This is a genomic window from Rheinheimera baltica, assembly GCF_030731985.1.
Taxonomy (GTDB): domain Bacteria; phylum Pseudomonadota; class Gammaproteobacteria; order Enterobacterales; family Alteromonadaceae; genus Alishewanella; species Alishewanella baltica.
Map to the genome: position 1 here is coordinate 375,711 of NZ_JAPJDY010000004.1, position 22,541 is coordinate 398,251.

A 22,541-nucleotide genomic window follows, 5' to 3' on the forward strand; every position below is an offset into this window, starting at 1 on the left:
TTTCCTGGTGGATGCTGGCACTATATTTAAACCAGCTTACCATCGATAGCTAGTATGGACTATCCAATATTAATGTCTCATCAAGATACTTCGAATAGTCATTTAACTTTGTATAAAACAATATTGTAGTTTGTTTTATCTGTCTTTTTTATCTTAACATTATCCCCTCTCCTTATTGGTAACACAAAATTGTCAGCCAAAAATGCAACCAATGGGTTGACCAATATCTCAACTGGGTGTAAACATAAAGCAATATAATAAAACTGCCGGGAGTTATTCTTTTCAGAATATTGGCGCTCAGGCTCGGGGGAGGAAAATTTGAGGTTGCAGTTTTGGCTTCAAATTTAATTTGTGTTTAATGTCAGACGGGGAAAAAGGATGAGGCACACACTATCAAAAATAAGCTTGGCAATACTGTCTACAACGGCGCTGGGTATCGCGTTCACTGCTAACGCACAACAGCCAGAGACAGAGCCGACAGATATCGAAATCATCGAGGTATTAGGGATCAGAAGTTCTTTGACAAATGCGTTGGCCGAAAAGCGTTCTGCGGCCAGCTTAGTCGAAGTTATTAAAGCTGAAGATATCGGTAAGTTACCCGATCAAAACCTGGCGGAAGTACTCGAAAATATTACTGGTGTTCAGATTACCCGCTCGGCGGGTGTCGGTACCGGCGTTCAAATTCGTGGTACGGATGCAAACCGAACTGAAATTAATGGTGTATCTACGGTGGGCTCGGGTGCTGGTCGAAGTGGTATTGACTTTGAAGATGTTTCTGCATCGATTATTGCAGCTGTAGAGGTAACAAAGGCGCCACAAGCAAAAACAATTGAAGGCTCTGTAGGTGGAACAATTAACTTAAGAACTATTCGCCCACTTGAGTTAAGTGAAACGCTGGCAGCATTCAGAGTTCAGGGTGAAGACAGCAGTTTATCCACCGATGGCGTAAAACCGCGCTTGTCAGGAACCTTTGGTGATAATTGGGAAAATGACCATGGTAAGTTTGGTGTTGTCATTAGTGGTAGCTACGCTGAACAAGATGTCACTGCATTTCGCCCCCGGGCTGACCGTGACAATCTGGTGCGTTCTGACAGCGGTTTAGCAAGCGCGCAAAGTTTCCATTATCTGCCCATTCAGTTTTTGATCCAGGATTACGATAATTTTGAATATGAGACGAAGAATTTTGCCGGTTCTTTTGAGTGGGCGCCAAACAGCAGCAGCAAATTTTGGTTTGATGCGATTGTAAATGATCAGGATCGCCGGGAGGAGAGTTCAAGGGTTCAGGCGTCCGGGGTGAGCGATCTTATTGGTGTCTCGGTTCCCACTGAATTTGAAACGATTGATTTTGGCGCTTTAGATGGCGTCGATCTTGGTAGCATCCAAGCCGCCCTTAAAGGCATCATTCCGGTTCAGTCTGACGGTTCAGACGGCAATTTACGCTTATCCAGTGACACCAGTTCCCGGTCCACCAAGAGCAAAATATTCCGGCTAGGTGGGGAATATCTGGGGGATAATTATAAAATAAGTGCCGAGATATCCTCATCTTCATCTGATTCTGCGACCCCCAGAATTGATACCACACTTAACTTTGTCAATCCCAATGCGGCAATTGGTTCTGCTAACGATAACGGTACACCGTTTGAGTATGACTTAAGTGGTGGTGCTTTGGCCTTCGGGATTGCATTTGGCGCAGAGAATGCCCCCGCCCCCGCTGATTTGCTCGACCCAGCCAACTACAGGTTGCAAGCGGTGGCAGTCGCAAATAATACCAACGAAAATACCGAAGATGCCGCGCGTATTGATCTTAGTTACGATTTGAATATGTCAATTTTTACTACGCTTGACGTAGGCTACCGCTATAACAAGACGTCCAGTGTGTCCAACGTCGTGGGCTCAAATGTCAGTTTGTCCAGGATGGCGGATTCTCCCAGTGGCGATATGTTTGCTGATATCCTGACAACCGGGCCTGCTAACTTTAATGCCGCAGATGGTAGATCGCTCTATGTTAAAGATTTTCTGCTGGTGAATCCGGCGCTGGTAGGCTCTGATCCTGAACGGGTATTTACTGCGTTGGCTAACGCCATTACGGCCCATGGCGGTTCAAAACCACTGAATACACCAACGTCATCGGTTGCGGGTTTTTATGATATCAGTGAGTCAACCAACGCACTGTATGCTCAGGCAAATTTTGAAGCTGGCATGTTCCGCGGTAATCTTGGGGTGCGCTATATCAAAACCGATCTTGATTCAACCGGGAACCGCAGCGTGAACGGAGACGTCGTCGCTGAAACCACCTCAAGTGATTACAGTTTTGTGCTGCCGCGGATTAACCTGGCCGCCGATATCACCGACGATCTGGTGCTGCGCGCCGCTTATGGTAAGGATATACGTCGTCCGAATTTTAGTGACCTTTCAAGTTCTTATACATTCAGCACTAGCCCCAATCCGCCGGTAGCCGGTGGCAACCCTTACTTAAAACCCGAAGTGGTCACCTCTTTTGATATTTCTGCCGATTGGTATTTTGCTGAGGCCGCAGTTGTCAGTATCGGGTATTTCCACAAAACACGTAAGGATGTACATGTGGGTCAACAAGATGATCCATATTCAGAGCCTGTCACTGGATATCGCGACATTATTGGTCCGGTGTGTGAGCAGGGCGGGATCTGGAACCCCATTGCCCTGATCAACGTGTTTGGTCCGGTAAGTTCTGACGTCGGTGTTTGTGTTCCATTCTCCAGTATCATTAATGACACTAAAGACACCACGCAAAAAGGCATCGAAATGGCATTCCAGTATGACCTGTCTGCTTTCGAAGACGAGCTGGGCTGGGCATCTGGTTTTGGTGTGGTGGCAAACTATACCATTCAGGAGTTTTCTGGTGGTGAGGCGGTCAATACCTCCGCCAGTCGTCCTAGTCAGGTCTTTGCTGCTTCAACAGGTGGTACAGGTTCACTGAACGTTACTGCCGTTCAGGGCTTACTCAATTTATCTGAAAATGCCTACAACTTTACCTTGTATTACGAAAAATATGGCTTGTCTGCCCGGATGCGTTATACATGGCGTGAAGGGTTTCGCTCAAACGATTTTGGCAGCACATCAAGTTATCCCTGGGGCTTCCCTGTTGTACAGGAAGACAGAGGCCAGCTCAATGCCAGTATCAGTTATGACGTAAACGATCAGCTCAATGTTGGCATTGAAGCCGTTAACCTGACGGAATCTGATGTTCGCCAATCTTGTGTTAATGAAGGCGCACTGCTTTGCTTCCAGGGGTTAACCGACCGTCGGATAACCTTTGGTGCCAGCTATAGGTTTTAATTCAACTTGCCAGCGGCTGGTTGTCTTAGACAACCGGTTCTGGCAATCTCAAAGTAGATGCATTTATTGAAGCAAGCCTGATGGCTTGCTTTTTTTGTATGTAGCAAGAAAAAAACAGGCCCTGTGTCAGAGCCTGTTGTCAGGAAAAAACCGTTCCAGATGTGGACTGGGTTACGCAAACAGTTTTTACTTAGTCAGGTGAGAAATAGAATACAAACCCCGGGTCTCATCCGTTTTACGTTTGATCTCCTCTAACGCTTTTGCTTCGCTTGCCTCGAACAATGCGTTGATCAGACGGTTAAAATGATTATGCATGGCTTTTCTTGCCGCTGATGAGTCACGTTTGGCAATGGCGTCATAAATAGCGGTATGTTCTTTGATCCGTTGCTCTATACCCTGCGAGCATACATCCTTATAAGCGGCAATCACTTGCGGCTCATTCCGTCTGACTTTCCAAAGGTTGTTAATAGACATGACAATGGCATTGTTACGTGTTGCTCTGGAAATGATCTCGTGGAATCGTTGATCAGCCTCATCTGCCTTTTCTGCAGACGACATATCATCCAGCGCCTGCTTAAGAGCTGAAAGCTCGGTTTCCCGGATGGTGGCTGCGGCTAAAGCTGCCGCTTCTGCTTCTACCAATGCACGGGCCTGAGTGAGTTCAAATGCGCTGATGGACTTGAGTGAAGAGTCTGATCCAGCAAAGTCAGTGACATATACGCCTGATCCTGTTTTTACTTCCACTCTCTCTCTGACTTCCAGTGCGATGATTGCTTCGCGTATGGTCGGACGGCTGACATCATATGCCTCGGCAAGCTCTCGTTCAGCTGGAAGGCGGCTCCCTGCAGGGTAAACGCCTTTGTCTATCAAAGCTTCTAACTTTTCAACAACTGTCCAGAAACGTCTGCGTTTCTTCATGATTGGTATCCCTTTAAGTCTTGCCATTGGTAATACATGTACTTACACCGATTGTACCCTGAACCTGTAGAGCTTCGCAAAAGTCTGGCATCCTGTTCCGCTATGATAGCTTCTCATAGCGGAAAGTTCTAATTGGTAATCAATTTTAATCTTAATTGGTAAGATAAAATATTTTTTTTTGGTTTTCAAATTGGTTTTGGGACGAGGGCGTATCGATTAAAGAAAATTCCTGGTTCTGTTTTTTCTGGGATGAAATCATTTTATTAAATTTATCCATTTAGCGTTTAATGTAGCATAGTCAAATTTACTGACACACTTAGTAACAGCTTGAAATGGTTTGCGTGTAGCACTTAATGCTTATCCAACCTACAGTTAACCCTGTTATTTTTTCATAACTCGTGCTGGTATGCGCGTTATGGCTACCTAAATATTTGGGCATAAGTTAGTGCCGTAAAATAAGAATAAAAACAACAGCAGGGTGCAACCTGACAATCAAGGATAACTGATGAAAACATTGAACATGTTATTAGTAAGTAGCGCTGTAGCCATAGCGCTAGGCAGTGCGTCAATAATGGCACATGAGCATGCGGCAGGAAAAACTGAGCATCTAGCTAAGAGCGCAACAAAGCAGGTAGTGCAAAGTGAGCATGACCGTTTGTTCGCTATTTTTGCGGCGTCAGATGAGCGTAATTTGGCACTTAATCCGGTTATGGGCTTATTTCGTGGCGATATGCGAAGAGCCGATAGATTGGGTGACTTTCTTACCGATGCGCATAGTTTTGCCGCCAAAACGAATACATTATTGAATTTGTCTGAGCTTAAGCAGATTGACATAACTAAGCTAAGTGACACCGATAAGCTTGCTTATGACGTGTTCAAATACAATCAAGAACGTGCACTTGAAATGTCTACAGATGAAATTCGAGCTCTGACCGAAGTACGCCCGGTTAATCATTTCAGCGGTTTCCATACATTTTACCCAACCTTTGCCAGCGGAAAAGGGGCGGCACCTTTTAAAACCGTAGAGGATTACGACAACAATTTATCGCGTCATGAAGATTACATTGCCATTTCTGAGCGTGCGATTGATAAATTCCGTGAAGGGATGAAAACCGGCGTGTTTGAAACGAAGCTAACTATTGATCGTGTTATTAAGCAGTTCGATACCCAGCTTGAAATTCCATTAAAAGAATCGCAATACTGGGGGCCTATCAACCTGTTTCCAGAAAGCTTTACCGAAGAGCAAAAGGCGCGCTTAACAAAAGACTATGAAGTGGCAACACAGGCTATTTATGACGCTAACATGCGCATGCGTGACTTCTTGCGGGATGAATATTTACCGGTAGCCCGCGAAACGGTTGGCTTAAGCCAAATGAAGGGCGGTGAAAAACTGTACCAACTTATGGTAGAAGCCTCAACAACCTTGCCCATGACGCCAGACGAACTGCATAAGCTTGGCCTGGAAGAAGTGAAGCGTATTAAAAGCGATATGCTTGAAATAATGAAAGAGGTGAAGTTTGCCGGCACGTTAAACGAGTTCTTCGATTACGTGCGCACCGATGCGAAGTTTAAGCCTGAAAGCCGTGAAGCGCTTACGCAAAGCTACTATAAAATAGGCCGCGAAGTTGATGAGAAAATTGGTGAATACTTCTCGCTATTGCCCAAGTCAAAGCTGGAAATTAAGCCCTATGACCCGGCTATTGAGCAGTTTAGCGCCGGTGGTTCATACCAACCAGGTACGCCAGATGGCTCACGCGCAGGTGTGTTCTATTTTAACGCCTATGATTTACCCAGCAGACTGACTACAGGCAATGTTACCTTGTATCTTCACGAGGGCGCGCCAGGTCATCACTTTCAGGTAAGCCTGGCGCAGGAAAATGACGCATTACCGTCGTTTATGCGTTTTAGCTTCCTACCGGCTTTCGGTGAAGGATGGGCGCTCTATTCTGAAACCCTTGGCTATGAAATGGGCTTTTTTAAAGACCCGTGGAATCGTTATGGCACATTGCAAGACGAGCAATTACGCGCGATGCGCTTAGTGGTCGACACAGGTCTACACGCTAAAGGTTGGAGCCGTGAAAAAGCCATTGATTTTATGTTGGACAATTCTGGCATGACACGCACAGAAGTGGTAGCTGAAGTTGAACGCTACATCGCTATTCCGTCCCAAGCTTTGTCTTACAAGGTGGGGGCGCTGAAAATACAACAGCTGCGCGCAAAAGCTGAAAAAGCCTTAGGTAAAAACTTTGATATTCGCCAGTTCCATGAGCAGGTTCTCAATACAGGCGGTATCCCTCTTGCCATTTTAGAGCAGAAAATTGATCGCTGGATTGTGAGCAAAAAAGCCTAAATAATCCCGTTTACGAAATAAGGCTGGTGATGCTTATCGCTCACTGGCCTTTTTACATCCTCACTCATTTGAAGCGTGTTGTTCAAACTCCAAAAAACATCCGGTAAATGTTTACCAAAGCGCACTTCGCCATTTGCATAGAAGTGGTCATCGTCTTCCTGTTATACCTGCTAGATAGAAATGCCTTATTGCTGTGCTACTTGGCGTACACAATTTCTCCCTGCGGCTTTTGCTTGATACAAACATTCATCTGCGCGTTGGATCAGGCTTTGTTGATCGTCAGTCGCAGCGCATTGCGCTACACCAATACTAACGGTACAAGCTGGTATTGTGCTTTGCTCTGTAGCGCATTGTTTGGCTTCTCTGATCCGTTCTGCCAGCGCTACTGCACTGGCTGCAGGCGTATCAGGCAGTACAATTAGAAACTCTTCTCCACCAATTCGACCGATAAAATCTGTTTTACGTACAATTCGACTAAAACACTCAGCGGCATGCTTTAGCGTTTGGTCGCCAGTGAGATGGCCGTAGTTGTCATTTATCGCTTTAAAGTCATCCAAATCCAGCATCATGATACTTAACGTACTTTGCTGGCGGACACTGCGCGATATTTCTAGTTCTAACAAGCGTAAAATCTCGCGCCGGTTAAACAAGCCTGTCAATTCGTCAGTTGTCGCCATTTTTTCTAATTGGGCCGTGCGTTTGCTCACTTCAGCTTCTAAACGCTGGTTAGACTCGGCTAATTGAGTTTCGACTGCAGTTAACTGGACAATTTTTGACTGTAACAGCCGTTTGCTGGGCAGATTTATCGCATAGGGCAACAGGTACCAAAGTAAAACCGCGGTAGTAATGGATATAAGGCCGGTAGCGCTTTTAACCACGCCATGAATATAGTAATAACCGTGCCATACATTAATAACCCCGAGTAAATGAGTGGCACCGCAAAAGAAAATAAAACCGGCAAACATGAGGAAAATCCAACCGAAATGCAGATCATCGCGTGCCCGGACTAATCGAATCAGCGCAATAGGAATGAGCATATAGGCAACAAACGTTAATATATCGCCACCCACATGCAAGATAAGTAAATCGGTACGCCATAATAAACAGTGACCATGCGGCATAAAGTCACCGTTAAGAAAATCATTTACCAGTCCCATTCATATTCCCTGTTATAACAACATATAAGTAATCAGCTTAGCTAAAAAAGCAAAAAAGGCATGATATCTCTACGGAAAGTTTTGTTTAGCCAGCAGCTTGAGGTGTTAATTCGGTGATGTGGTTTGGGTTTGAGGGAAAGTCGCCTCCAGATGTTTTCTGGCGGCGATAAGGTTAAACCAAAACTGCTCGACCAGCTCAGTGTTATTGGCATAAAAGTCCGGGTTGAAGACGATATGCCAATTTTTAACTAATAAGTTATCGTCACTGACAGCCACTTTGCCGGTAAGGCCTAGCTGTTGTAGTTGATAGCGCCCTATAAGACGTTCGACGCTATACCCATCCAGTTTTCCTTCAGCAACCATTTTCAGGCCTTCGTCCGGCGTAAACTTGTAAGGGCTAAGCCAACCTTTATGCTGTAGCCATTGTTCGACAATGTATCCCAGCGGTGCACTAATGCCAAACTGAGGTTGATATTGTGCTAGCGAGAAGGGTTTATCGACAGTATGCAATACCGGATATTCAGCCTGCCATAGATAGCGATTTGACAGCTCAGTACCGCTTTGCTGGTCTGGAAAGCGATACAGTAACGCGCGCTCGGGTGACCAAATCATTGCCAAGGTGGCATTTAGCTGATTTTCTTGTACCATTTTTTGGCATCTAAGCCATGGCGCTTGTTGGTACTGCAAGGTGATTTCCAAGGGGGCCGCTGCCGCATTTAGCATCTCAACCAGGAAACCCATAGGCTGGCTGCCATCGATGCCAGCGCTGATAAATGGCTCCATGCCCGAGCCTTCATAGCATACCGAAAACACGGTTTTTGCCTGGCTAAACCAAGGAAATAAAACGAAGAGCAGCGCAGTGCAGATTTTCATCAAATTACATCCGTTGACCTAGCAGGTGTTTGTCGCCTTTGGATGGTAACAAAAAGTTACAATATAAGAAAAAAAACTTTTAACTAACCCCAATTGCAACCTTATAAAGCGGCGACAGCTTGATGACGGAAGCAATTATTGTGATGATCATTGACCATGCCGCATGCCTGCATATGGGCGTAAATAATAGTTGAGCCGACAAACTTAAAGCCGCGCTTTTTTAAATCTTTGCTAAAGGCGTCAGACTCCGGGCTGGTGGCGCGGTAATCCTCAGGCCTGGCAATGCTGTTTTGCTGCGGTGTGCCACCAACAAACTGCCATTGGTAGGCGCTGAAGCTGCCAAACTCGGTCTGCACTTCTAAAAAGCGTGCTGCGTTATTTATGGCCGCAGCCACTTTCAAGCGGTTACGGATAATGCCGGGGTTTTGCAGCAGCTCTGCCGCTTTGGCTTCATCAAAAGCCGCTACTTTTACCGGGTCAAAATTGGCAAAAGCAGCACGGTAGTTATCGCGTTTTTTTAGCACCGTGTACCAGCTTAGTCCCGCTTGGGCCGCTTCTAAGGTTAAAAACTCAAAGAGCTTATTATCGTCATACACCGGTACGCCCCATTCGGTGTCATGGTAAGTAACATAGTCCGGCTTGGTTACGTCGACCCAATGGCAACGGCACAGTTCAGTCATAATCTGTCCTTAATCTTTGGCAGCATGTGGTGGATTGGCTAAGTAATCTAATGCTAAGCCGGTTAATGCCCGCACGCCGTTTACCAAGGCGTCTTCGTTAACATCAAACATCGGTGAATGGTTCGGCGGGACTTCGCTCAGTGGCTTGCCGTCCGGCGATATACCTAAAAAGAAAAATACACCGGGTATTTGTTGCTGGTAAAACGAAAAGTCTTCTGCGCCGGTAATGGGTTTTATCGCGGCAACGCCTTTATCGCCGGCAGCCCATGCTAAGCTTGGCATGGCCCAGTCGGTCAATGCCGGGTCGTTCCAGGTCACGGCAGCAAAGTTATGCACATGAAAATCCGCTTCAGCACCGCTGGCTTTGGCGATATGTTCGCTGGTGTGGGCCATGCGGGCGATTAAGTCTTCACGCATTTCGCTGTCAAAGGTGCGAATGGTGCCTTCCAGTTTTACGTCATCGGGAATAATATTCCAGCGAATACCACCATGTACCTGACCAAATGACACTACAGCGGGTGCTTTGGTAACATCTATCTGCCGCGCCGGTATCAGGTTAATAGCGTTAATTAGCTGGCCGGTAACATTGATTGGGTCGATGCCGCGCCATGGTGATGAACCATGTACCTGCTTGCCCTTAACGGTAATTTGAAAGCTGTCTGCCGCGGCCATAATACCTTCAGTTTTTACCTGTAATTGCCCTGGCTCACCGGGCCACACATGCAAGCCAAAAATGGCTGATGGGGTAGGGTTTGCAAATAAACCTTCAGCCAGCATCATTTTTGCGCCGCCCTCTTCACCAGCTGGCGGGCCTTCTTCAGCGGGCTGAAATACAAACATAATAGTACCGGTAATATCGGCTTGCTGTTTCGCCAATACCTCAGCCGCGCCCATCAGCATGGCTACATGTGCGTCATGTCCGCAGGCGTGCATCACACCGGTTTGCTGGCCGTTAAATTCGCTTACCGCTTTTGATGCAAAGGCTAAACCGGTTTGTTCAGTAACCGGTAGTGCGTCCATGTCGGCGCGCAGTGCCACCACAGGGCCGGGTTTGCCGCCAGTTAAAATACCCACCACACCGGTATGAGCAATGCCGGTACGTACTTCTAAACCAAGCTTTTCCAGGTGGGCCGCCACCTTGGCCGCCGTGCGCACTTCGCGGTTAGACAGCTCCGGATGCTGGTGAATATCACGCCGCCAGCTAATCACTTTGGGCATTACCTGTTCAATTTGCTTACTTAGCGTCGCTTTAGTTTCTGCTTGGGTTTGGGCCGTAGCCTGAGTACTAAATAATAGTGGCAATAAGGCCAAACTGATTAACGAAAGGTGCATAACGGCTCCAATACTAATAATGAGTTACTACCTTAAGCGTTAATATCAAAAAAACCAAGCTGGCTAAAATGAGGATAGAAATATTTAACCCGGATTTACTTCTGCTAAACCCGGGCAATCCAGCACAAAGGCAATTTTTTTTAGTGCTTTTTGTTCCAGTTGTAAATCTGCGGTCAATAAGGTTTGTTGAGCTAACCAGTCCGCGGGAAGATGCAATTGTAAAGATTGGCTGCTGCCGGTGGCTATTAATTCTGGTAATAAATCATTGCGTCTTTTTTGATTTAGCAGCACAGCAATACGCAGCAGTACCAGCAGATAAATTACCTGTGGTAACTGATACAAACTAAATGCCGGGATCTCATCGGCGCGTATTTTTCGCCGGTGAAAACGCACTAATGTAGCAATAAGTTGCTGCTGCTCCTGATTAAAGCCGGGTAGGTTGGCATTTTGCAAAATATAAGCTGAGTGTTTTTGTACGCCGGACGAGTTAATGTGTAAACCCACTTCATAGAGCGTAGCGGCCCAGCCAAGTAGAGTGGCGTCTTCATCGGTTAGTTGCCATTGCTCACGCACCTGGCTAAATAAAGTTAATGCAGTTTGGCTAACCCGTTCGGCTTGTGTCATATCAACATCGTATCGCCGTTGCATGCTGGCGACGCTGTTTTCGCGAATATCTAGATGCTGTAGCCGGTCGCTCATTTCGTATAACACGCCTTCACGAAGAGCTGCGTCGGTATAGACCATTTGTTCAATTTGCAGCAGATTAAAGGCGGCAATTAAAATCGCCAATCCAGAACACAGCAGTAATTTGCGATCATCGGTTAGGCCGGGTAAATCAAGTTGATAGCTGTTTTCTTGCTCCACCAAATGAGCTTTTAATGCCATTAAATGCGCTAATTCCAGCGCGTTAGTGCTAAAACCTAAACCAACTATAATGTCGCGGATAGTTTTAACCGTACCTGACGTGCCGACCGCTTGCTGCCAGCCCGCCGCTCTGAAGCTACTGACTATAGGTTCAAGCTCTTGTTCTGCTTGCAAAATAGCACGGCTAAAGCGTTTTTCGCTAATACGGCCCTGCGGGAAATGTTGCATGCCATAACTGACGCAGCCCATATTACGGCTACTTAAACGCAAGGGTTGTAACCCCTCACCAATGGCGAATTCTGTACTGCCACCACCAATGTCGATGACCAAGCGACGGCCGCTGAAATGCTCGAAATGTGCCACACCCTGATAAATAAATCGTGCTTCTTCCTGACCAGAAATGACCTCTATAGGAAAAGGGAATACGGTTTTAGCCCGGCGCAAAAAGGTTGCGGTGTTTTTTGCACGGCGTAAGGTATAAGTGGCAATAACCCTTACCGATTGCGGCGCAAAAGGTTTTAATGTGTCGGCAAACTGCGCCAGTACCATTAAGCCGCGTTCTATAGCTTCTTCGCTTAGCACCAGTTGCTCATTTAAACCTTCAGCTAACTGTACCTTTTGCTTCTCGCGGTGGAGCAATTGAATGTCACCATCTACAACCCGAGCTATCACCATGTGAAATGAGTTTGAACCAAGATCTACAGCAGCCATATAGGCTTGATTATCAAGGCGTTCAGCATTAAGTACCGTGTCGTTCATTAAAGTCCGCTATCGCTATTTTGCTGTTGCTGCCGAGCGAAATAATCATAGATCTGCTGCTGCGAGCGGATACTGCGCTTATTGCCGCGTTTAACATAGGTGTTGCTTTGTTTAGCATCAATGATACGTGCCTTTACGTTGTCCCGCCACTGTATATCTAAGGTGTCTAGCACCTGCTGCTTTATACGCACATCGTAAATGGGTACGCCAACTTCAACCCGCTGGTCGATATTGCGCGTCATCCAATCGGCTGACGACAAGTAAACGTCTGTTTCGCCACCGTTATGAAACACATATACCCGGGCATGTTCTAAGAAACGGTCCAATACAGAAATAATTTTAATGTTCTGGCTTTTACCGCTAATGCCGGGCATTAACGAACACATTCCGCGTACAATGATGCGAATTTTTACCCCAGCCTGACTGGCTCGGTAGAGTAATTCAACAATTTGTTGGTCAACCAGGTTATTGATCTTGAGAAAAATTTCCGCTTTGCGCCCACTAATAGCAAAGTCAATTTCTCGCTGGATCAGTTGGATGAGTCGAGGCCGGCTCCATGTTGGTGAGACAATCAAGTGTTTAAACTGATAAGGCCGGTAGCTGTATTCAATAAACTCAAACACCTGGCCAATCTCTGCGGTAATTTCCTGATGGCAGGTGAATAAACTCATGTCGGTGTAGATGCGTGCGGTTTTCTCATTAAAGTTACCGGTTCCAATATGACCATATTGCACTAGCTTGCCTTTTTCCAGGCGGCTAATCAGGCAGAGCTTAGAGTGTATTTTTAATGTGGTTAAGCCAAAAACAACCTGAATGCCGGCCTCGGTCATTTTACGGGCCCAATTAATATTGTTCTCTTCATCAAACCGGGCTTTCAGTTCAACAACAACAGTAACCTTTTTGCCATTGCGAACGGCATCTAACAACGAATGTATTACCCGGGAGTGCTTGGCAACCCGATACATTGTCATTTTAATATGGCTAACTTTAGGGTCAAATGAGGCCTGGCGCACCCACTCGGTAAAGTAACCAAAATTATGATACGGGTAGTGCAGCATAATGTCGCCTGCGCGTATCGCATCAAAACTGGTCGGATATTGCTCAAACTCAGGGCTTTGCAGAGGCGGTAAAGTTGGAAACTCTAAACTCTGGTGACCGATGTTAGGAAAGCCAATAAAATCTTTAAAGTTGCGATACCGACTGCCTGGGATCAGCGAGTCAACGGAGCTGGTACCTAATTGTTTACTAAGCACTTTAAGCATTTGCTCTGGCATAGCGGCATCATAAACCAGTCGCACGGGTTCAGATTTTAAACGTTGCCGGATACCTTTGGACATTTTGTCCATCAGGCTCTGGTCCAGTGTGTCACTGATATTGTATTCAGCATCGCGGGTTAACTTCAGCGAATAGGCTTGAATAGTGTCAAACTCAAAGAAACCCGAGAATAGGTCGGCAATACAATGCACGATGACATCGTCCAACAACAATATTTGCCGGCGATAGTGGCCATTTTTCTTGCGCGTATTTAAATGCAGCGGCAATTCGATAAAGCGCGACAGTTCATTTGTCGGCACTTGCACTATGGCGTATTCAGGTTTACCTGCCCCGGTCATTTCCACCATCAAATAAGTGGTGTTGTCATCCAGTGCTTTGGGTAAGCTGACTTCATCTCCGGATAAAATCATCGGCGAAATGTGTTTAATCACTTCATTACGAAAATAACTGCGTACCCAGCCCGATTGTAATTCAGTCAGTTTAAAATGATCGATAAGCTCAATGTTATGCTTACGCAGCTCTAACTGAATGTCTAAATAGATGGCGTTAAAGCGGGCTCCTAGCTGCAATACTTGCTGTTGGATTTCTTGCAACAGTGCCTCTGCATCTTCTTGTTCACTCGACTGATACTTTTTAAGCAGTATCCGGCGTTTTACGTCGGCTACCCGTACACGGAAGAACTCATCCATATTATTGGAGTAAATGCCTAAAAACCGTAAACGTTCAATCGGCGGATTACGCTCATCGGCCGCTTCTTGTAGCACACGGCCATTAAACGCTAACCAGCTTAATTCTCTTGGGTAAAGGGGAAATTCAGTGCCTTTTGCAGCGTCGATGTATTCCATATTCCAGCTCCCTAACTACAACTGGGTATCACTCTATGGCATTTTTATGACAGCAAGATGAATGCAGCCGGCATGCGGCTGCAATGAGTCTCAGTTTTCTGTTTCAATATCCACGACGATATCAGTAGCGATTGCTTCCAATGCCTTTACCACTTCGTCGCGGCTAACACTGGCAGGCAGCTCAACCGTTGCAATTGCGTTAAACAATGGTACGCCCCAATTTGGCGCACTTTGCTTGCTGCTTTCAAAATGAATAATGTTGGTGCCTTTATGTTTGATAACCGAAGATAATTCACGCACGATGCCTGGGCGGTCATTACCGGTAATGACAAATTTGAGATGCTGTTCTGCATTGAGGTTGCTAGGCACGCCGTGCTGAATCTTTATATCCAGGTCGGTGAGTTGTTCCAGGGCCGCTGTCAGGGCTGGCAAATCTTGCTCTGCAACTTCAACTTGTAAAATGCCAGCAAAATATCCGGCAAGGTGACTTAAGTTGCTCGCCATCCAGTTACCATTATGTGTGCTAACCACGGTTGCCAGTTTCTCGACTAAACCAGCTTTATCTTTACCAATTAATGTAAGTACTAACTGCTTCATTCAATATTTTCCTGTCATACCTGAGTAATAATTATGATTTTTTTGTGATGTTGCTTTGGAAAAATGTACGCAAGCACTTGCTGAGTGTAGCCGCCAAGTCAGCATTTTTAAATGTGTTCGTAATAATATTTGTGAATATAATGGTTTAGCTGTAACCAAAGCGGCAAGAACTTTCATCCTATAACTATTGTGCTACAAAAAAGTTGCGAAACTCAGTAAGTTAGGCTGCTGGCACAGCACCCCCGTTTCTGCCTATACTGCATATATGCAAAATGCGACCTGATAGACGGTGTCGCAAATGTTCATTCAGACTAGCGGAGAGCGCAGTGGATCAGCTTAATTTAAGTAAACATATTTCCAGCTCTTTTAATGAAGAGATCGATATTGTTCGTAACCATGTTATGGCGATGGGCGGACTTATAGAGCAGCAATTGAACAATGCGCTGATGGCCATTGCCACAGCCGATACCGAGTTGGCACAAAAAGTTATCGACACTGATTTAAAAGTAAATGACTGGGAGCTACAAATTGACAAAGAGTGCACCAGCATTATTGTCAAGCGCCAGCCCGCGGCCAGTGACTTACGTTTAATCATGGCCATCATGAAAACCATTGCAGACCTGGAGCGTATCGGTGATGAAACCCGGCGTATCGCCAGAGTGGCGTTAGAGTCATTTAACAGTGAGCAACAGGACTTACTGGTTAATTTAGACAACTTAGGTCGTCACGTCGGTCAGATGCTGCATGATGTACTAGACGCTTTTGCGCGGATGGATGTTGAAACAGCGTTGTTGGTGCATAAAGAAGATAAAAAAGTTGACCGTGAATACGAAGCCATTACCCGCCAGCTAATGACGTATATGATTGAAGACCCACGTTCCATTCCTAAGATTATGAATGTCATCTGGTCAGCCCGTTCGCTGGAGCGTATAGGAGATCGCTGTAAGAATTTGGCCGAATATATTATCTTTTTTGTTAAAGGTAAGGTGGTACGCCACAGCAGTGCTGAACAACTTGAGCATGAAGCACGTAGCTGATTTAATTATGCTTTTTCTGTATGTCTGCAATGTCCCTGCACTATGGCTGTGCGGGGCATTTTCATTCTGCGTTCATTTTTCGTTTTTATTGCGCTTTGAATGTCGCTACAATGCGCGCCGACTACAGTCAAACCAACTTACGAGGCCAGGCTATGCCAGCTAGTACTTTTTTATCCGTGTTTGCCAAATCACCGATTAAGCCGATAGAAGAACATATTCGCAAGGTGCATCAGGCGAGTGAATTACTGCTACCTTTTTTTGATGCTGTCTATCAACAGGATTGGCAGCTTGCGGCGGACGTACGCAAAAATATCGTGATGTTGGAAAAGGAAGCCGACAAATTAAAACGCGAAATTCGAATTAATCTGCCACGAGGCCTGTTTTTGCCGGTAGATCGAACCGACATATTAGAATTGGTATCACAGCAGGACAAAATTGCTAACAAAACCAAAGATATCACTGGCCGGGTATTAGGCCGCGAATTACTTATTCCTGCAAGTTTACAAGACGGTTTTAAAGCATACGTACAACGCTGTATTGATGCGACTAAGCTGGCAAGTGAAGTGATTAACGAATTAGATGAGTTACTGGAAACAGGCTTTCGTGGTCGGGAAGTTGATTTAGTAATTAAAATGGTTGAGCAGCTGGACATGATTGAAGGTGATACTGACGATATGCAGATAAAGCTGCGTAAAGCCTTACGTCTGGCAGAACAAGAACTAAACCCCATTGATGTGATGTTTTTATATCGTACCTTGGAGTGGGTTGGTGATTTAGCCGACGTGGCATTGAAAGTGGGTTCGCGCCTCGAAATTATGCTTGCCCGTTAATTATAAAAGGTTTTCCTGATGGATATTTTACAATCATACGGTTTAATTCTAGTTGTTATCGCCGCCGTATTCGGTTTTATGATGGCTTATGGTGTTGGTGCAAATGATGTAGCCAATGCCATGGGTACGTCAGTTGGCTCAAAAGCCCTTACGATAAAACAAGCTATCTTTATTGCTGCTATTTTTGAGTTTGCCGGAGCATATTTAGCCGGCGGTTCAGTGACGTCTACTATCCGTGGCGGCATTACAGATGCATCGTTCTTTGTTGATGCACCAGAATTAATGGTTTATGGCATGATTGCTGCGCTGTTAGCAGCGGCCAGCTGGCTAATTGTGGCTTCTTATTTTGGCTGGCCGGTGTCTACTACACACTCTATTGTTGGTGCCATTATCGGTTTTGCCGCGGTAGGTGTAGGCGTTGATGCCGTACATTGGGACAAAGTGGGTGGTATTGTTGGCAGCTGGGTTGTCACGCCGATGCTTGCCGGTGTCTTAGCCTATATGTTTTTTATGAGTGCGCAAAAACTCATTTTTGATACCGATGCGCCTTTGGCTAACGCTAAAAAGTTTGTCCCGTTCTATATGGGTTTTGCCGCCTTTATGATGACCTTGGTTACGGTGCAAAAAGGCTTAAAGCACGTTGGCTTGCACCTTACTACAGCAGACGGTTATTACATTTCAATTGTGGTAGCCATAGTGGTGGGGATCATCGGTAAACTGGTCATCGGCCGGTTGAAATTTGACCCGGCAGCCGATAAAAAAATGCAGTTTAATAACGTCGAGCGTATTTTTGGTGTGTTAATGATCACTACCGCTTGCTGCATGGCTTTTGCGCACGGCTCTAACGATGTTGCCAATGCTATTGGTCCTCTAGCCGCTGTAGTGAGTGTGGTAAGCAGTGGTGGTGAGATTGTCAGTAAAGCTTCGCTGGCATGGTGGATCCTGCCGTTAGGCGGTATTGGTATTGTTATCGGTCTTGCTACGCTGGGTGCACGGGTTATTAAAACCGTAGGTACCGCTATCACTCATTTAACCCCAAGCCGCGGTTTTGCTGCTGAACTGTCTGCAGCCTCAACGGTGGTTATCGCGTCAGGTGCAGGTTTACCTATCTCTACCACCCAAACATTAGTTGGCGCGGTGTTAGGTGTAGGCTTAGCGCGTGGTATTGCGGCACTTAATCTGGGCGTCGTGCGCAATATATTCATTTCCTGGATTATTACACTGCCAGTAGGGGCGGGTTTAGCGATAATTTTCTTCTATATTCTGCAGGCTATCTTTAGTTAAGCTGGCATGTGGTTGATAAAAGCCTCCAAATCGGGGGCTTTTTTATTGGCTAAAGCTTGTAATGCTCTGGGCATCGGCATATCTTTTATTAGTATTTTTGTCTAAAAAATGTATTTTAAATCGGAATAAATAATGAAACGGTTGCCGAGTATTAAACAACTACAGTATTTATTGGCATTGCATGAGCATCAACATTTTGGCCGGGCAGCAGAGGCGTGTTATATCGGCCAGTCTACGTTAAGTGCTGCTATTGCTAATTTAGAAGAGACGATGCATGCGCAGCTTCTGGAGCGTGATCACAAAACTTTCATTTTTACTCCGTTGGGTGAAGATATTGTCCGACAGGCGCGCTATATCATTGAACAGTGCGAAGAGTTAACTGATTTTGCTAAATGTCAGGGCAAACCAATGGCGGGGCCTTTCCGGCTTGGCTGTATTCCAACCATCGCGCCTTTTGTGCTGAGCGAAGTGATGACGCTATGCCGCAAGCGTTATCCTGAATTACAGTTATTGCTGCGTGAAGACACATCAGATAACTCTTTGCATGCTTTGGCAGAAGGGCGGCTGGATATGGTCTTGCTGGCGTTACCTTATGAAACCGGCCCTTTTCATACCGAAGTGTTGGCGCAGGATGGTTTTAAACTGGTGTTACATAAAGACTGGTTGGACAGGGGGTTTAACCAAGATATTAGCCAGTGGCCAGATGAAAGTATCTTTTTGTTAGAGCGTGAACATTGCCTGACAAACCATGCTGTAAAGGCCTGTGAGTTAGACGATAGCCGCAAAGTAAACCCGTTTTTTGCTACCAGCCTGCATACGCTGACACAAATGGTAAACAATAAGCTTGGTGTTACCTTTATGCCGCAAATGGCCATTAACAGCGGTTTGCTCGATAGTACAGAGCTGATTAGCCGGGCTCCTGGTAATGCTGCTGCGTATCGTGATATCGGTGTAGCCTGGCGACCCACGTCAACTAAGGCCCGCAGTTATCGTTTAATGGCTGATCTTATCGCCGAGGTGTTGCAACAAAAGTGCGGTGCACGTGTGTCTGAGTCATTGGCCGCTAGCCAATGATCACTCTGTGACCAGATAAAAATCACTATATTGCTGATAAAACTGCTGCAGTTCACCACTGGCAAGCAGTGCGTTAAAGCGCTGGTCCCAGATACGTTTTAGTTGCTGACCAGCGCTCGTGTCGGCAAAGGCAATATAAATGTCATCAGCGGCGATAGCTTTTAACTGTAGCGGATTAAGTTGTTTTTTTTTGCTTTTAAAATAGTGATCTAACTGGCTTTGCTCAGCCAGATAAACATCTATACGCTGCTTTTTCACCAACTCCACACCTTGTTGCACCGATAACACTTCGTATCCAACTCTGGGTAGATTGAGTATGGTGCCAAAATCATATGCCAGGTTCCAGGCCAGACGCAGTGGTTTTAAGTCAGCCACCGTTGTAAATTGAAGAAAATTCGGATGATAAATAGCAACGATTTTGTCCTGGTCAATTGGCCTGGCAGACAGCAAAAATCGGCCACTATTGTGGCCCGATACTGCCAAGGTAATATCTGCCTTATGCTGGCGTACCAGGGTTAAGGCGCGGTTGTAGTTGCTTAAGGTCACTTTAAGTTGAAACGGGTAAGGCTGGTATATCAGCCGGATCAAATCGAAGTAGGCGCCGCTGTGATCCTCATGGGTAAACCCCTGCCATTGCTCTGTCGCCACATGGATAGTGCCCAGATCTGGTTGCGTGGCCAAACTGGCCGCGGTCTGTGCGCTGCAGACAGCCGTTTGAAACAGTAACAACAGGAGCAGCAGTAACAAGGATCTCGGCATATCGGTAAACTCACGAGAGATTCTAGCGTAAAGTGTAGCGATTATTTGCTAGAATGCGCGCTGTTTTTATCACACCGCGCCCATTGGTCGGTAAAGCCAAGGAACCATCTATGTCAGTAAAAAGCATGCAAGTTAAAGACTTTTCTTTCGAACTGCCTGAGCAGCTAATCGCCCGTTTTCCTAAAGCCGAACGTTCATCCAGCCGCTTATTGGCAATGGATAAACATAACGGTGAGTTAAGCCATCATATCTTTAAAGATCTGACAGATTTTTTACAGCCCGGTGACTTACTGGTATTTAACAATACTAAAGTGATACCCGCGCGGTTATTTGGTCAGAAAGCCTCAGGTGGAAAGGTTGAGGTGCTGGTAGAGCGTATGCTGGATAACAAGCGTTTTCTGGCGCATGTTCGTGCCAGCAAAGCCCCTAAACCCGGTGCCATATTGTTGTTAGAAAGCTCGGCCGAAGTGAAAATGAATCAGCGCCACGACGAGTTGTTTGAACTTGAGGTTATCGGTGAAGAACCTGTGCTTGAGATGCTGGAGCGTTTAGGCCACATGCCATTACCGCCTTATATTGACCGGCCGGATAACGATGAAGATAAAGCGCGTTATCAAACGGTGTATAACGAAAAACCCGGTGCGGTTGCCGCGCCTACTGCTGGTTTACATTTCGACCAGCCGTTACTGGATGCGTTGAAAGCCAAAGGTGTCGAGTTTGCTTATATTACGCTACACGTTGGTGCAGGCACCTTTCAGCCGGTGCGGGTTGATAACGTGTTAGAGCACAAGATGCATGCTGAATACATTGAAGTACCGCAGAATGTGGTGGATGCCATTGCTGCATGTAAAGCGCGGGGTAATCGTGTGGTTGCGGTTGGTACTACTTCGGTACGCTCATTAGAGTCGGCGGCGCAGCAAGGCGGCGGTAAATTGATTGCCTATAACGGCGATACGCAGATTTTTATCTATCCTGGTTACGAATTTAAGGTGATTGATGCCTTAGTGACGAATTTCCACCTGCCAGAATCGACGCTGATTATGCTGGTATCCGCGTTTAGTAACCGCGAAAATGTAATGAACGCTTATAAAACGGCGATAGCTGAGCAGTACCGGTTTTATTCCTACGGTGACGCGATGTTTATTCGCTAGACGTAATTTCGCTTTATTGAAGAGTCAGGTTTTCGAGCGCAGCAGCGACAGGGACAGTGTGAAGGCTATGGCCGGGAAATTCTTATTTCGCCGTCTTCGACAGCACGTCCCTGTGCTGTCTCAGCCTCCGCGGCTTCCCTGCCGCTGCTGCATAAGAACACCCAGCCAGAGCCTGCATAATTTGCAGTACGTTTCATCCAGCCGGTTCAGCTTAGCTTCTGCTGGTTAAGCTGCTATAATCGCGGCGCAAAAAGCCGGACTGTTTTTCCGGCGTATGAGGATAGTAATGAAATTTGAATTAGACACCACAGATGGCAAGGCCCGCCGCGGCCGGCTTATTTTTGAACGTGGCGTAGTTGAAACGCCGGCTTTTATGCCTGTTGGCACCTACGGCACAGTAAAAGGCATGACGCCGGAAGAGCTGGAAGCAACAGGCGCACAAATTTGCTTAGGCAATACCTTTCACTTAATGCTGCGTCCTGGCACTGAAATCATTAAAAAGCACGGTGACTTACACGACTTTATGCACTGGCATAAGCCAATTTTGACCGACTCAGGCGGTTTTCAGGTATTTAGCTTAGGCGAGCTACGTAAAATTACCGAAGAAGGCGTTAAATTTCGCTCTCCATTAAATGGCGAGCGCATCATGTTAACGCCAGAGCGTTCAATGGAAGTGCAGCGCGACCTGGGCTCCGATATTGTCATGATCTTCGACGAATGTACGCCTTACCCGGCAACTGAGCAGCAAGCGAAAAAGTCGATGGAAATGTCATTGCGCTGGGCTAAGCGCAGCAAAGATGCCCATGGCGACAACCCATCGGCTCTGTTTGGTATTATCCAGGGCGGTATGTACCCGGGTTTACGTGATGTATCGCTTAATGGCTTAGAAGACATTGGCTTTGATGGCTATGCCATAGGCGGATTATCGGTGGGTGAACCCAAAGAAGACATGATCCGCATTTTAAACCACACCACGGATAAAATGCCGGCGCATAAGCCGCGGTATTTAATGGGGGTGGGTAAACCTGAAGATATCGTTGAAGCGGTGCGCCGCGGTATCGATATGTTTGACTGTGTAATGCCTACCCGTAATGCCCGTAACGGTCATTTGTTTATTAGTACCGGTGTGGTAAAAATCCGCAACGCGAAATATAAAGACGATATTGGCCCATTAGACGCAGAATGCGACTGTTACACTTGTAAAAATTATTCCCGTGCATATTTACATCATTTGGACCGTTGTAATGAAATTCAGGGAGCAAGGCTAAACACCATGCATAACCTGCATCATTACCAGAAATTAATGCAAGGATTGCGCGCAGCGATAGCCGCTGGTACTTTGACACAGTTTGTCGAACAATTTTATACCAAGCGTGGCTTGCCGGTACCGGCACTAGACGCGCTTGATACTAATAAAGAACAACATTAATCACAATTTAAG

17 protein-coding genes are annotated in these 22,541 nt (G+C 46.1%); 8 read left to right on the top strand and 9 right to left on the bottom strand.

The window, feature by feature from the left end; translation table 11 throughout:
• Positions 1–378 precede the first annotated feature (378 nt).
• On the top strand, positions 379–3,315 hold the full coding sequence (locus tag ORJ00_RS09105; protein WP_306139635.1) for a TonB-dependent receptor: 2,937 nt from the start codon (positions 379–381) through the stop codon (positions 3,313–3,315).
• A 186-nt stretch (positions 3,316–3,501) separates the two neighbouring features.
• Here ORJ00_RS09105 and ORJ00_RS09110 read toward each other — a convergent pair whose 3' ends face one another.
• Positions 3,502–4,233 (bottom strand): FadR/GntR family transcriptional regulator, encoded by a 732-nt coding sequence (locus tag ORJ00_RS09110; RefSeq protein WP_027672124.1) that lies wholly within the window; start codon positions 4,231–4,233, stop codon positions 3,502–3,504.
• 505 nt (positions 4,234–4,738) lie between these two features.
• On the opposite strand from ORJ00_RS09110, the gene ORJ00_RS09115 reads away from it, so the two are divergent.
• Positions 4,739–6,583 carry a DUF885 domain-containing protein gene (locus ORJ00_RS09115; RefSeq protein ID WP_306125690.1) on the top strand — a complete coding sequence of 615 codons (1,845 nt, stop codon included), beginning with the start codon at positions 4,739–4,741 and terminating at the stop codon, positions 6,581–6,583.
• 185 nt (positions 6,584–6,768) lie between these two features.
• Here the strand turns inward: ORJ00_RS09115 and ORJ00_RS09120 are convergent, their stop codons facing one another.
• The 7 genes from ORJ00_RS09120 to ORJ00_RS09150 all read right to left on the bottom strand — a co-directional run bounded on the left by ORJ00_RS09120 (position 6,769) and on the right by ORJ00_RS09150 (position 14,965).
• Positions 6,769–7,740, bottom strand: coding sequence for a GGDEF domain-containing protein (locus ORJ00_RS09120; RefSeq protein ID WP_306139636.1), 972 nt, complete (start codon positions 7,738–7,740; stop codon positions 6,769–6,771).
• 105 nt (positions 7,741–7,845) lie between these two features.
• Positions 7,846–8,613, bottom strand: a complete 768-nt coding sequence (locus ORJ00_RS09125) for a substrate-binding periplasmic protein (protein ID WP_306139637.1) — start codon at positions 8,611–8,613, stop codon at positions 7,846–7,848.
• A 101-nt stretch (positions 8,614–8,714) separates the two neighbouring features.
• Complete coding sequence (locus tag ORJ00_RS09130) at positions 8,715–9,293, bottom strand: DNA-3-methyladenine glycosylase I (protein WP_306139638.1); 579 nt, start codon at positions 9,291–9,293, stop codon at positions 8,715–8,717.
• Positions 9,294–9,302: 9 nt separating this feature from the next.
• Positions 9,303–10,625 (bottom strand): amidohydrolase, encoded by a 1,323-nt coding sequence (locus ORJ00_RS09135; RefSeq protein WP_306125687.1) that lies wholly within the window; start codon positions 10,623–10,625, stop codon positions 9,303–9,305.
• 84 nt (positions 10,626–10,709) lie between these two features.
• Positions 10,710–12,248 carry a Ppx/GppA phosphatase family protein gene (locus tag ORJ00_RS09140; protein ID WP_027672132.1) on the bottom strand — a complete coding sequence of 513 codons (1,539 nt, stop codon included), beginning with the start codon at positions 12,246–12,248 and terminating at the stop codon, positions 10,710–10,712.
• Positions 12,248–14,368, bottom strand: a complete 2,121-nt coding sequence (ppk1, locus tag ORJ00_RS09145; protein WP_306139639.1) for a polyphosphate kinase 1 — start codon at positions 14,366–14,368, stop codon at positions 12,248–12,250. The genes ORJ00_RS09140 and ppk1 overlap by 1 nt, the downstream gene beginning before the upstream one ends.
• Positions 14,369–14,458: 90 nt before the next feature.
• Positions 14,459–14,965, bottom strand: coding sequence for a glycine cleavage system transcriptional repressor (locus ORJ00_RS09150; protein WP_027672134.1), 507 nt, complete (start codon positions 14,963–14,965; stop codon positions 14,459–14,461).
• A 326-nt stretch (positions 14,966–15,291) separates the two neighbouring features.
• On the opposite strand from ORJ00_RS09150, the gene phoU reads away from it, so the two are divergent.
• The 4 genes from phoU to ORJ00_RS09170 all read left to right on the top strand — a co-directional run bounded on the left by phoU (position 15,292) and on the right by ORJ00_RS09170 (position 19,190).
• Positions 15,292–16,002, top strand: a complete 711-nt coding sequence (gene phoU / locus ORJ00_RS09155; RefSeq protein WP_027672135.1) for a phosphate signaling complex protein PhoU — start codon at positions 15,292–15,294, stop codon at positions 16,000–16,002.
• Between the two features lie 152 nt (positions 16,003–16,154).
• Positions 16,155–16,832, top strand: coding sequence for a TIGR00153 family protein (locus tag ORJ00_RS09160; RefSeq protein ID WP_027672136.1), 678 nt, complete (start codon positions 16,155–16,157; stop codon positions 16,830–16,832).
• An 18-nt stretch (positions 16,833–16,850) separates the two neighbouring features.
• A complete protein-coding gene (locus tag ORJ00_RS09165) occupies positions 16,851–18,116 on the top strand; it encodes an inorganic phosphate transporter (RefSeq protein WP_027672137.1) in 1,266 nt (421 codons plus the stop codon).
• 132 nt (positions 18,117–18,248) lie between these two features.
• Positions 18,249–19,190, top strand: coding sequence for a hydrogen peroxide-inducible genes activator (locus ORJ00_RS09170; protein WP_027671113.1), 942 nt, complete (start codon positions 18,249–18,251; stop codon positions 19,188–19,190).
• Here ORJ00_RS09170 and ORJ00_RS09175 read toward each other — a convergent pair whose 3' ends face one another.
• Positions 19,191–19,949, bottom strand: coding sequence for a substrate-binding periplasmic protein (locus ORJ00_RS09175; RefSeq protein ID WP_084153567.1), 759 nt, complete (start codon positions 19,947–19,949; stop codon positions 19,191–19,193).
• Between the two features lie 125 nt (positions 19,950–20,074).
• Between ORJ00_RS09175 and queA the strand changes: the two genes are divergently transcribed.
• The gene (queA, locus tag ORJ00_RS09180) at positions 20,075–21,100 is read left to right on the top strand and encodes a tRNA preQ1(34) S-adenosylmethionine ribosyltransferase-isomerase QueA (RefSeq protein ID WP_306139664.1); all 1,026 of its coding nucleotides are present in this window, start codon (positions 20,075–20,077) and stop codon (positions 21,098–21,100) included.
• 286 nt (positions 21,101–21,386) lie between these two features.
• Complete coding sequence (gene tgt / locus ORJ00_RS09185) at positions 21,387–22,529, top strand: tRNA guanosine(34) transglycosylase Tgt (RefSeq protein WP_027671110.1); 1,143 nt, start codon at positions 21,387–21,389, stop codon at positions 22,527–22,529.
• Positions 22,530–22,541: the final 12 nt, after the last annotated feature.